Source organism: Pseudomonas sp. NLJ1 (assembly GCF_049486705.1).
GTDB lineage: Bacteria > Pseudomonadota > Gammaproteobacteria > Pseudomonadales > Pseudomonadaceae > Aquipseudomonas > Aquipseudomonas inefficax.
On the sequence record NZ_CP137735.1, the window covers coordinates 4,785,052 to 4,797,072 of the forward strand.

The 12,021-nt window shown below is 65.1% G+C and carries 10 protein-coding genes and 1 tRNA gene; 8 read left to right on the plus strand and 3 right to left on the minus strand.

Features of this window, described 5'->3' with window-relative positions; genetic code table 11:
* Positions 1 to 42: 42 nt before the first annotated feature.
* Positions 43 to 117, plus strand: a tRNA-Gln gene (locus tag R9B85_RS21660).
* Between the two features lie 92 nt (positions 118 to 209).
* Here the strand turns inward: R9B85_RS21660 and R9B85_RS21665 are convergent.
* From R9B85_RS21665 to R9B85_RS21675, 3 genes are read right to left on the minus strand one after another with little or no spacing between them, the layout of a single operon-like run.
* Positions 210 to 2,597, minus strand: coding sequence for a response regulator (locus tag R9B85_RS21665; RefSeq protein ID WP_112252345.1), 2,388 nt, complete (start codon positions 2,595 to 2,597; stop codon positions 210 to 212).
* A 13-nt stretch (positions 2,598 to 2,610) separates the two neighbouring features.
* Entirely contained in the window at positions 2,611 to 3,072 is a 462-nt protein-coding gene (locus tag R9B85_RS21670) for a response regulator (RefSeq protein WP_112252346.1), read from the minus strand.
* Positions 3,073 to 3,087: 15 nt separating this feature from the next.
* The gene (locus R9B85_RS21675) at positions 3,088 to 5,337 is read right to left on the minus strand and encodes an ATP-binding protein (RefSeq protein ID WP_112252347.1); all 2,250 of its coding nucleotides are present in this window, start codon (positions 5,335 to 5,337) and stop codon (positions 3,088 to 3,090) included.
* Positions 5,338 to 5,600: 263 nt separating this feature from the next.
* Here R9B85_RS21675 and R9B85_RS21680 point away from each other — a divergent pair, with 263 nt between their 5' ends.
* From R9B85_RS21680 to R9B85_RS21710, 7 genes are all read left to right on the plus strand, one after another.
* Positions 5,601 to 6,128 (plus strand): Csu type fimbrial protein, encoded by a 528-nt coding sequence (locus R9B85_RS21680; protein WP_112252348.1) that lies wholly within the window; start codon positions 5,601 to 5,603, stop codon positions 6,126 to 6,128.
* A gap of 30 nt (positions 6,129 to 6,158) precedes the next feature.
* Complete coding sequence (locus R9B85_RS21685) at positions 6,159 to 6,695, plus strand: Csu type fimbrial protein (RefSeq protein WP_112252349.1); 537 nt, start codon at positions 6,159 to 6,161, stop codon at positions 6,693 to 6,695.
* An 18-nt stretch (positions 6,696 to 6,713) separates the two neighbouring features.
* On the plus strand, positions 6,714 to 7,244 hold the full coding sequence (locus R9B85_RS21690; protein WP_112252350.1) for a Csu type fimbrial protein: 531 nt from the start codon (positions 6,714 to 6,716) through the stop codon (positions 7,242 to 7,244).
* Positions 7,245 to 7,247: 3 nt separating this feature from the next.
* Positions 7,248 to 7,751 carry a Csu type fimbrial protein gene (locus tag R9B85_RS21695; protein ID WP_252378844.1) on the plus strand — a complete coding sequence of 168 codons (504 nt, stop codon included), beginning with the start codon at positions 7,248 to 7,250 and terminating at the stop codon, positions 7,749 to 7,751.
* 39 nt (positions 7,752 to 7,790) lie between these two features.
* Complete coding sequence (locus R9B85_RS21700) at positions 7,791 to 8,567, plus strand: fimbrial biogenesis chaperone (protein WP_207877406.1); 777 nt, start codon at positions 7,791 to 7,793, stop codon at positions 8,565 to 8,567.
* A gap of 108 nt (positions 8,568 to 8,675) precedes the next feature.
* Positions 8,676 to 10,973 (plus strand): fimbria/pilus outer membrane usher protein, encoded by a 2,298-nt coding sequence (locus R9B85_RS21705; RefSeq protein ID WP_112252438.1) that lies wholly within the window; start codon positions 8,676 to 8,678, stop codon positions 10,971 to 10,973.
* Positions 10,970 to 11,938 carry a Csu type fimbrial protein gene (locus R9B85_RS21710; protein WP_112252353.1) on the plus strand — a complete coding sequence of 323 codons (969 nt, stop codon included), beginning with the start codon at positions 10,970 to 10,972 and terminating at the stop codon, positions 11,936 to 11,938. The genes R9B85_RS21705 and R9B85_RS21710 overlap by 4 nt, the downstream gene beginning before the upstream one ends.
* Positions 11,939 to 12,021: the final 83 nt, after the last annotated feature.

Sequence of the window (12,021 nt, forward strand, 5' to 3'; positions counted from 1 at the left end):
CTCAGTTGGAATTGTCAGAGCAGCTAACGCTGCATCCGATACAGGGGCGTCGCCAAGCGGTAAGGCAGCAGGTTTTGATCCTGCCATGCGTTGGTTCGAATCCAGCCGCCCCTGCCATTTTCTGCTTAAAACGTATCTCGGTCCGGTGCTTGGAAAGACAAGCGCTGGGCTTTGTCGTTTCCGCACGTTTTTCCGGGGGCTCTGTCAGGTCACCTGGCAGTTCCAAGCATCTCGTTCAGCAAGCGGGCCAGTTCATCGGCTTGTACCGGCTTCTGGATCACCAGGCTGCCCGGCAACTCCAGGCCCTGCAACTCCGCATAACCGGTAAGAAGTACCACCGGCAGCTGCGGGTAGCGCTCGCGTGCCGCCAGTGCCAGTTGCGCGCCGTTGAACTCGGGCATGGCGAAATCGCTCAGTAGCAGGTCGATCTGCTCATCCAGCAAGGCCAGGGCCTGTTCGCCACTGTGCGCCTGGCGCACCTGATAGCCGTACTGGCGCAACACATCACCGAGCATGTCGCGTACCAGATGGTCGTCATCTACCAGCAGCACGGTGCGGTTATGGCCGCTTTCGCTTGTCGAGTGGCTGAGCAGCGACGGCATCGGTTCGCTGACGGCTTCACCCTTGACTGCCGGCAGATACACGGCCACCTGCGTGCCACGCCCAGGCGTGGTGTCGATGCGCACGCCACCCCCGGACTGTTTGGCGAAGCCGAATACCTGGGCCAGGCCCAGGCCCGAGCCCTTGCCGATATCCTTGGTGGTGAAGAACGGCTCGAACACCTTGGCCAGCACCTCTTCGCTCATGCCGCAGCCGGTATCGCGGATGCTCAGCATCACATATTCGCCGGGGTCCGGGTCTTCCGGGCGCTGCGGGCGGGCGTCGATCCGGGTGTTGCGGGTAGACAGGGTCAGCTGGCCGCCGTCGGGCATGGCATCGCGGGCATTGATCGCCAGGTTGAGAATGATCATTTCGGTCTGGGTCGGGTCGGTCAGTGCCTGCCACAGGGTTGGTTCCAGGTCCAGGCGCACCGAGACGTTGCCGCCCAAGGTGCGGCGCAGCAACTCTTCCAGGCCGGCCAGGGTGCGGTTGAGGTTCAGTGCCACCGGCTCCAGGCGCTGGCGCCGGGAGAACGCCAGCAACTGCGAGGTCAGCTTGGCGCCACGCTCGCCGGCTTCGCGAATGTGCTTGAGCCGCGCACGGGCCTTGTCCAGGTCGGCTTTGGCCAGATCGCGCTCGAGGAAGCTGGCGCCGGTGAGGATGACCGTCAGCAGGTTGTTGAAATCATGAGCCACACCGGCAGTCAGCTGGCCGACCGCTTCCAGCCGCTGCATCTGCTGCAGCGCAGCCTCGATGCGTTCGCGTTCGGCGATCTGCTCGCGCAGGCGGGCGTTGGCTTCGGCCAGGCCGAGGGCGGCCTCGCGCTCGCTGGTGATGTCGCGCGCCACCACGTACAGCAGGGTGTCTTCCGGCACCACCACCCACGACAACCAGCGTTGCTGGCCACCGGCATCCAGGATGCGCCCGACAAAGCGGGCGCTGGTGCGGCCATGGGCGAGGGCGGCCAGCTCGGTGAGCAGCAGTTCCTGGTCGTGCTCGGGCAGCAGGTGCAGCAAGGACGACTGGCTCAGGCGTTCGCGGGACAAGCCCAGGCTGGCTTCCCAGGCGGGGTTCAGCGCGACTGGGGTCAGGTCCTTGTTGAGCACGGCCAGCAAGTCTTGCGACAGTTCCCAGGCGCGGTCGCGTTCGCGGGTGCGGCGTTCTACCCTTTCACCCAGCATCTCGTTGAGCTGGCGCAGTGCCTGGTTGGCCAGCCGCTGGGTGTGGATGTCCTGCAACACCCCGGAAAAGCGCACGCACTGGTCGTTGACGAACTGGCTCTGGCCGCTGCTGAGCAACCAGCGCGGTTCCAGGCCAGCGGGTTGGGCGATGCGGAATTCGACCCGATAGTGGCCGCCACTTTCCGGGCACATGGCATGTTCCACCGCTTCGCGCACCTGCGCCAGGTCGTCGGGGTAGATGCCGGCGTAAAATACCTCGAGGCTCATTTCGGTATCGGCGGGCAGGCCGAACAGGGTCTTGCAGCGGTCATCCCACAGCAACAGGCCTTCTTGCGGGCGCATGTTCCAGGTGCCCATGCCGGCAGCGTCGATGGCAATGCGCGCACGTGCCTCGACGTCGGCCAGGGCCTCTTCGGCGCGGCGTCGGCGCTGGCGCTCCTGCACTTCGGTCAGGGCCCGGCGTACGGCCTTGGGCAGCAGCGGCAGGTTTTTCTTCAGTACATAGTCGGTGGCGCCCAGGCGGATCATTTCCACCGCATGTTCTTCGCCGTAGATGCCAGACAGGAAGATGAACGGCGTGTCCGGTGCCAGGCGCTGGGCGATGGCAAGCACTTCAGTGCCGGACGAGCCCGGCAGCACGCAGTCGCACAGGATCAGGTCGTAGCGGGCTTCGCGCAGGGCCTGCTCTACACCGGCATGGTCGAACACCAGTTGCGCCTGCACCTGCAGCCCGCTGCGTTCCAGGCGCATCAGGGTCAGCTCGGCGTCCATCGAATTGTCTTCGACCATCAGCAGGTTCAGCGGTGTTGGCTGCATCGTCGCGGCCACCTCAGATGCCGCCACGCCGGTTCAGGCGCAGCGAGCCGGGTGGCGGTTCGTTGAGTACCGCCCAGAACACCCCCAGGTCGGAAATGGCGGCGACGAATTCCTTGAACTCCACCGGTTTGACCACGTATGCGTTCACCCCCAGCTCGTAGGCGCGCAGCAGGTCAGGCTCCTCGCGCGATGACGTCAGCATCACCGTCGGGATGCTGCGCAGCTCGGCGGTGGCGCGCACTTCCTTGAGCACCTCCAGGCCGTCGACTTTTGGCAGTTTCAGGTCCAGCAGCAACACGGCGGGGTTGCCATCGTCACGTTCGGCATAGGCATTGCGCCTTAGCAGGTAGTCAAGTGCCTCGGCGCCATCGCGCAGCACGATGACCTCGTTGGCCAACTGGCTGCGCTCCAGCGCCAGGAGCGTCAGCTCCAGGTCCCGAGGGTTGTCTTCGACCAGAAGGATGGGTTTGAGCATGATGGTAGCGGTGCCTCAGGTGGTCGCGGGGTGGCGCGGGAGGGTGAAGTGGAAGGTAGCACCCTGGTCAACCTTGCCATGGGCCCATACCCGACCGTCATGGCGTTCGATGATGCGACGCACGCTGGCCAGGCCGATCCCGGTGCCTTCGAAGTCTTCCATGCGGTGCAGGCGCTGGAACACGCCGAACAGCTTGCCGGCGTAGGCCATGTCGAAGCCCACGCCGTTGTCACGAATGCAGATCTCGGTTTCACCCGGGTGTTGCACGGCGCTGATGCCGATGCGCGCCGGGGTGCGCCCACGTGTGTACTTGATGGCGTTGGCCAGCAGGTTGTGCAAGGCCATGTTGATGAACGCCGGGTCACCGATCACCTTGGGCAATTGCGCGATGTCCCAGACAATTTCGCGGTTTTGGTAGTCGGGCGCAAGTTCGCTGCGAATGGCCTCGACCAGGGCGTTTAGGTCGACCTCGGACAGGCGCAGGGCCGAGCGGCCCATCTGCGAGAAGTTGAGCAGGTTGTCGACCAGGCTCCCGGCAAAGTGCGCGGCTTCCTCGATGTGTTGCAGAAAGCGCCTGCCGCGCTCGCCAAGGCTCTGGCCCTCGGTTTCGCCGAGCAATTCGGAGTAGCCGGCAATATGGCGCAGGGGCGCGCGCAGGTCATGGGACACGCTGTAGGAAAACGCTTCGAGCTCCTTGTTCGAGCGGCGCAGCTCGCCGGCCAGCTGCGCCAGCTCCTCGGCCTTGCGCAGGACAATGCCGAGCACTGCCGTGCGCAGTTCCTGCACGCCTTCGATGACCAGCGGGTGCCAGGGTTCGCAGTAGCCGCGCAGTTTTTCCTGCCAGCGTTCGAAACTGTGCCGTGGGTCGAGGTTGCCCTGCGGCCCTACCTGTTTGTTCGGCTGCCCGGCCCAGTTCACCGTGCGCACTTGCTCGGGGCGGAACCAGAGCAGGTAGTGCGAGTGGATCTGCGAAATGGCTACTGCCAGGACACCGCCAGCATGGGCCGCGAGCTCGGGCAGCTCGTCGATGTCGCGGCGCAGGTTGTCGCTGTGGAACACACTTTCTTCGCTACGCTGCGATAGCCAGTGCACCAGGGCGTTTACCTGAGCGGCCGGTGGGGTCTTGCCGATCAGGTCGCAACGTTCGGCGGAAATGACCGCGGCACCTTGGGCGCCGGCGAAGGCCAGCAGTACTTCGGGCAAGTCGCGCAGGCCGTCACCAACACTGTCATGGTCGGCCATGGACGAGATCATGCGCACGATGTGTTGGCGCAGCTCCAGCAACTGGCGAGTGTTGGCGTGGGACTCGCGCGACTCGATCTGCAGCGACAGCACACTGGCCAGCAGCTCGCAGGCGGTACGGGTGCGCAGGTCCACCGGGCGTGGCTGTTCGTGGTGACAGGACACCAGCCCCCAGAGTTGCCCGTCGACCACGATCGACAACGACATCGATGCCAGGGTACCCATGTTGCGCATGTACTGCAGGTGTACTGGCGACACGCTGCGCAGTGCGGCAAAGCTCAGGTCCAAGGGCTTGCCGGTGCGCGGGTTGGCAGAGGGCAGCAACGGCGAAGCCTGGTAGTTGGCGTCCTCGATCACGCGGATGCGGTTGATTCGGTACAACTCGCGCGCCTGGCGTGGTATGTCCGAAGCGGGGAAGCACAGGCCCAGGTAGCTCGGGTACCCCGGGTCGGCCACCTCGGCCAGCACCTGGCCGTTGCCTTCGGCATCGAAGCGATAGGCCTTGACCCGGCCAAAGCCGGTGATGCGCTTGAGCTGCAGCACTGCTTGCTGCAGCAGTTCCTCGAGGCTGCCGGCCTGGTGCAGGCGGCCTACGAAGCTGCGCACCAGTGGGTAGTAGTCGCCTTGCCCGGCAAGGTCCGCTGGCAGGCGAGGGGGTTCGAACTCGGCGATCAGCACCTGGTCGTGGCGATGGACCAGCAGGTGCAGGTTGCCGCGAAAAGGAGCGTCCTGGCGCAGCTGCACATCGCTGATGTGGAACGGAAAGACCTCGTCCTGCGGCAGGCGGGCCAGGTGCAGGCGCAGGTCGAAGGCACCGCTGACCAGTTCGGCAAACTCGCGACCTATCAGTTCACTGGCCGGTAAGCCCAGCCAGTGCTCGACATTTTCACTGGCCTGGAGTACCTGCATGTCGGTTTCGTCCAGCACCAGCAGGAAGCCGTGGGGCTGAATGCTGCCAGGCAGCTGGATCGGCTCCTGGGCGCAGCGCTCGAGGGCTTGGGTGAGCGTGCTGTCTGCAATCATCTATGAAAACGCTCCTGTCGTGTCCTTCCATGCATGCCGCATGAGTCTAGGCAGGATGAAAGGGGTACACCCTAACAGAATATCGACCCGGATAACGGCCTTTGGCCATTTGAGGGGAATGCTGGCAATGCGTTCTGTGGCGTGCGGTTTTTTTTTCAAGTGATAGCGCTTTTTGGCTAATACAAAAAAATGGCTGCATGCCAGTACTGTGACACCATCTCGCTGCTACGCTCAGACCAGCAGACATCGACAAGGAAAATAAGGTGACGGAGCGCTTCCTGGCCGCCCTGTTGGGCCTTATGTTGAGCAGCAGTGCCATGGCGGCGGACTTCCTGGTGGAAGTACGGGTGCTGGTGCAGCGCGGTTGCATGCTGGTCAACCAGGCCCCCGATGCCGGCGCACAGGCGCTGGGGCGCATCGATCTGGGTGATGCTGCACGGCTGGATGGCCCTGGCGCGCCGCTCACCGGCGTGCTGCCGAGCCAGCGCCCGCCACGGCTGGAATGCAACCCTGGCACCCCCTACCAGGTCCGCGTCGACGGTGGCCAGCATGGCGGCGTCGGCGAGCTGCGCTTTCTGGCCAGTGACGATGACACGGCCCGGCCCATCCCGTATCGCCTTTATCGCGACGCTGCCTGGCGCGAACCGCTGGCGGTGAATGTGGCGCATTCGGCGCGGGTGCCGGACAGCGGCTCGGTCGAGCTGCCGTTGCATGCACGCATCGACAAGCTGGCCTGGGTACCGCCTGCAGGCCTGTATGCCGACCTGCTCAAAGTCACCGTCACCTGGTAGGGATGCCACCATGCTCAAGGACCCGACGCCATGAACCGCACCTCGATCCTGCTGCTTTCCCTGGGCCCACTGCTGGTACCAGGTGGTGCTGCGCATGGCACCAGCACCGGTTTCATCCAGGCGCGGCTGGTGATCAGCAGCGCATGCCAGATCAGTAGCAACGAGACGCAACCGGCAACGGTGGGTAACCCCGGCGTGATGGACTTCGGCGAGCGCGGACCGAACTGGGACCAGCCGCTGCGCAGCCGGGTTGACGAGGTGAGCGGCGAGGGCAGCCTGCAGATCAGTTGCACGCCCGAGGTGCGGGCGTTCAACGTGCGCATCAACGGCGGCCTGAATGGCAGCGACGGCATACGGCGGCTGAGCAACGGCCGCGAGCTGATCCCCTACCAACTGGCGATCGACCCGGGCGGTAACAGCCGCTACGGCATCGGCCAGGCACGTGCCTTCACCATCAGCAGTACCCGGCAGATCCCGATCCCGATCTACGGTGTGGTAGTGGCGCACCCGCGCGCACTGCCGGCCGGGCTGTACCGTGACACCCTCAGGGTGACCCTGGACTGGTAACGACGCAAGGAGACTTCGATGCGAATGAACCTTTCACGCTGCATCCTCGCCGGTCTGGGCCTGGTGCTGGCTTCCCAGGCCCAGGCCGCCACGACCGGAACCATCGACTCGAAGCTGACCTTGACCGCGGCGTGCCAGGTCAATGGCAGCTCGGGCACCTCGGGGGTGAACTTCGGTGCCTTGGACTTCGGCACCAAGGATGCTCTGTTCACCACCGTCGACGCCCAGGTAATCGGTGGCGGCGGAGGGGCGATCAGCATTCTCTGTTCGGCCGGCACGGTACCCGTGATCCGTGTGGGTGCCGGTGCCCACGATGGCCAGTCGGCCGGCGGCAGTCGTGCGCTGGCGGATGGCCTCGGCAACTTCGTGCCGTACGACTTCTACACCGATACCGGGCGCACGCAGCTGTTGGCCATCAACGGCACCATCACCTTGCCGACCAGCAGCGGTGCGGCCCAGACCGTCAACCTGTATGGCCAGGCACGCGGCAAGGCCGGCCTGCCGGCGGGGGTGTACACCGACACGGTGTCCGTCGAGCTGTCGTTCTGAGCCATGCGCATCTGGCTGGCGGGCAGCCTGAGCGGCCTCGGCGTACTGCTGGCCGGGCCCCTGGATGCGGCGACCACCAGCAGTTTCATGGTGACGGCGCAGATCGTCGCCGGGTGCCTGGTGGTTGGCGGTGTGAGCAGCTACGGGACGCTCGACTACGGTACGCAATCGGCACTCGCCACCGGGGCCATCGGCACCTCGTTGGGCGGTACCACGGTGACCTTTCAGTGCACCCCGGGGGTGGCCTTGAGCATGAGCGTGGATGGTGGGCAGAACAGTGCCAGCGGCACACGCAACCTCAAGCGCACGGGGGGCACGCAAGTGCTGGCCTATCAGTTGTACCGGGACGCGGCCTACAGCCAGGGCCTGGGGATCGGCCAGAGCGTGGCCGTGAACTACAGCGACCCGACGGCGATCAAGCTGCCGGTGTACGGGCGGGTCCAGTTGAGCGGCACGCTGCCGGCCGGGACCTACACCGATGTGGTGCAAGTGACGGTGACCTGGTGAATGCACCGGCACCAACGACCAGTAGCCAAGGAGAGTTTCATGGGGGCAGGCGCGAAGTGGGCGCGTGGATTGACAGGGCTATTGTGGCTGGCGAGCCTGCCGGCCTGGGCGGCCACCTCGGTGCTGATCTGGCCGATCGACCCGGTGCTGGAGGCTGACCAGAAGGCTGGCGCACTGTGGCTGGAAAACCGCGGTACTGCACCGGCCAACCTGCAGGTGCGGGTGTTCGCCTGGCGCCAGGGGGACTATCAGGAACAGTACCAGGCACAGCGCGAGATCATCGGCAGCCCGCCAGTGGCCAGCATCGCACCCGGACAGAAGCAGCTGATCCGCCTGACCCGCACCGGCCCCTCGCCAGTCGGCCAGGAGCAGGCCTACCGCATCATCATCGACGAAATCCCTGCCGCCATCCCCGTCGACAAGGCCGAGCCCGGCACCACCGCGGCGATCCGCCTGCAGATGCGCTACTCGGTACCCCTGTTCGTCTACGGCGAAGGCCTGTGGGGCAAGGCCGATCCCGCGGGCAAGCGCAATGCCGAGGGCGTCGGCAAGCCGCAACTCAGCTGGCGTGCGGTGACCGTACAGGGCAAACCGTACGTGGAACTGCGCAACACCGGCGCGGTGCATGCGCGCCTGACCGATGTGGTGGTGCAGCAGGGTAGCCAGAGCAAGCCACTGGCCGATGGCCTGCTGGGTTATGTGCTGCCGGGGGCCAGCATGCGCTGGCCGGCACCGCTGGTACCGAATGCCGGCAGCGTGCTGAAGGGGAGGGTAAACGGCCAGAGCAGCGCGGACGCCATCCGCCAAAGCCAATGAGCCTGCGCCTGAATGCCGCGCAGGGGCCATGGGGGACCCGGCAATGGTTGGAAACCGTGTGTGAGGTGGCTGACAGGGGGTACCCACCGCTGGTGCCTGGGGCTTGCCCTGGTCGGCCCTGGCCTGGTGTTGGCCGACGACCTGCCGCCACCACCTACGGAGCTGGCCGCCATCGCCGATGCCACGTTGTACCTCGAGCTGCTGGTGAACCAGATGCCCAAGGCTGAGCTGGTGCCGGTGCAGCAGCGCGCCGGGCGGTTGTATCTGGACAGCGAGGTGTTGCGGGCAGCCGGTATCGCGCCGCCTGGCAACCCCCAGGGCGAGGTGGCGCTGGAGGCCATCGTGGGGCTGCATGCCGACTACGACAGCCAGAACCAGCGCCTGCTGCTGCAAGTGCCGCCGGCCTGGCTGCCCGAGCAGCAACTGGGCGACCGCAACCTGTACCCGGCCAGCGATGCGCGCAGCAGTTTCGGCGCCTTGTTCAACTACGATCTGTACCTGAACGACACCGATGACGGTGGCAGCTACCTGGCGGCCTGGAACGAACTGCGCCTGTTCGACAGCTGGGGTACGTTCTCCAGTACCGGGCAGTGGCGCCAGTCGTTCAATGGTGCGCCGACCGACGACGTGCGCCAGGGCTTCTTGCGCTATGACACTACCTGGCGCTTCACCGACGAACAGCGCCTGCTGACCTACGAAACCGGTGACCTGGTGACCGGGGCCTTGCCCTGGACCAGCTCGGTGCGGGTCGGTGGCCTGCAGGTGTCGCGCGATTTCGCTGCACGTCCCGACCTGGTCACCTATCCGCTGCCGGCGTTCTCCGGTGAAGCGGCGGTACCCACCTCGCTGGACCTGTTCATCAATGGCTACAAGTCCAGCACCGCCGAATTGCAGCCGGGCCCCTACACATTGACCAACGTGCCGTTCATCAACGGCGCCGGGGAGGCTGTGGTGGTCACCACCGATGCCCTCGGCCGGCAGGTGTCGACCACCTTGCCGTTCTACGTCACCAGCAGCCTGCTGCAGCAGGGCCTGGCGGATTATTCGGTGGCGGCCGGCAGCCTGCGCCGTGACTACGGGCTGCGCGATTTTGCCTACGGCCCCGGGGTTGCTTCGGCAAGCCTGCGCTATGGGGTCAGCGACGTCTTCACCCTGGAGACTCATGCCGAAAGCGCCGAATCGCTGATGCTGGGCGGCCTGGGCGGCAACATGCGGTTGGGCAATTTCGGCGTGCTCAACGCGGCCTTGGCGCAGAGCCGGTTCGACGGCGACAAGGGCCACCAGGTCGCCCTCGGCTACCAGTACAACAGCCAGCGCATCGGCTTCAGCTACCAGCGCCTGCAACGTTACGGCGACTACGCCGACCTGACCCGGGTCGATAGCCGTGATGTTCAGCTGAGCCAGCGCAGCGAACAGGTCACGTTGAGCCTGAACCTGAATCAATACGGCAACATCGGCGCCGGCTATTTCGATGTGCGCGCCGGCGACGGCACACGTACGCGCTTGATCAACCTGAGCTACAGCAGGCCGCTATGGGGCAACAGCAGCGTGTATCTGTCGGCCAACCGTGAAGTGGGGGACAGCCAGTGGGCGGTGCAGGCGCAACTGGTGATCCCGTTCGACCTGCACGGCACCCTGGCCCTGGGCATGGAGCGCAGCCAGCAAGGCGAAACCCTGCAGCGGGTGAACTACAGCCGCGCCACGCCGGTGGGTGGTGGTGTCGGTTACAACCTGGGCTACGCCGCCGGTAGCGAGCGCGACGCCTACCGCCAGGCCGATGTCACCTGGCGCTTGCAGTCGGTGCAGTTGCAGGCCGGTTTGTATGGCAGCAGTGGCGAGATGACCCGCTGGGCTGACGCCAGTGGCTCGCTGGTGTGGATGGATGCCGGGCTGTTCGCTGCCAACCGTATCGACGATGCCTTCGTGGTGGTCAGCACCGGAGGTTACGCCGATGTGCCGGTGCGTTATGAAAACCAGGAAGTCGGCCGTACCGATGCCGACGGCCACTTGCTGGTGCCGTACAGCAGCGGTTACTACCGCGGCAAGTACGAAATCGACCCCATGGACTTGCCGCCGGATATCCTCGCGCCGGAAGTGGAACAGCGGGTGGCGGTGCGCCGGGGCAGCGGTTACCTGCTGGAGTTCCCGCTCAGGCGCGTGCTGGCGGCCAGTGTCGAACTGGTGGACGCTGACCGGCAGGCACTCAAGCTGGGCAGCCGTGTCACCCATGCTGAAAGCGGCAGCCAGGCGGTGGTCGGTTGGGATGGCCTGGTGTATCTGGAGAACCTGACGCCGCATAACCGACTGCAGGTGGAGCTGGAAGGGGGCGGGCATTGCCAGGTTGCGTTCGACCTGCCTGAAGCGCAAGGCTCCATCCCGTTGATTGGCCCGTTGGTGTGCAAGTGAACGCCTGCTGGCGTGGGTTGTTGGCATGCGCCTTGTTGCTGTGGGCGGGCTCGGCCTGGGCCAAGTGCACATCAGTGTTGACAGCGCCGGCGGCGTTTGGATCGCTCAACTCGACCCAGGTACGTGGCACGGTACAGACGGCTTCCAGCACCAACTCTGGCCTGCAATGCAACGGTTCGGTGATCAGCCTGCTCAGTAGCAGCGACTCCTTCAAGATCAAGATTACTGCTACTACCAGCGGCCTGGTTGGGCCTACCGGGGATATCATCCCCTACACGCTGTATGCCGACGCCACAACCACCTATCCGATCACCCGTGGCACCCCCTTCGAATTCAGGACTACCGGCATCCTCGACTTGCTCGGGTTGCTTAACGGTACACCGAAGAACGTGCCCATCTATATGCGCACGCAGGTAGGCAGCAACGTATCGGCGGGGCTGTATCAGGAAACCCTCGATGTCCAATGGGAGTGGGACTATTGCGACGGGATTGGTGTTGGCGGGCTTTGCATCGGGCGAGACCAGGGCTCCGGTACCAGGACCCTGCTGGTAAGCATGACGGTGACCAACGACTGCCAGATCAGCACACCCAGCATCAACTTCGCCAGCGCCCCGGTGGTGGCGGGGTTCGGCACGGTGAGCCAGAGCCTGAGCGTTTCGTGCACCAAGGGCAGCAACTACACCGTGGGCCTGGATGACGGGCAGAACGTGGCCAATGGGCGGCGGCGGATGAAGTCGGCGGCCAACAACTACCTGGCCTACGACATTTTCAAGAGCGCCGGTGCGGTGCGCTGGGGTTCGGTAGGGGCTGCGCGACGGGCCAGCGCCGATGCCGACGTGAACCCCGGCACGGGTACCGGTACCGGTAGCCAGGTGTTCAACTACAACGCCAAGGTCTACACCGACCAGGCTACACCACCGGCGGCGACCTATACCGACAGTGTGATTCTGGATGTGCAGTTCTGAGCGCAGGGACCTGTGGGAGCGGCTTTAGCCGCGAAGAATCCAACACGGTGCATGGCACCGGCTACGCCGGTGTTCGCGGCTGA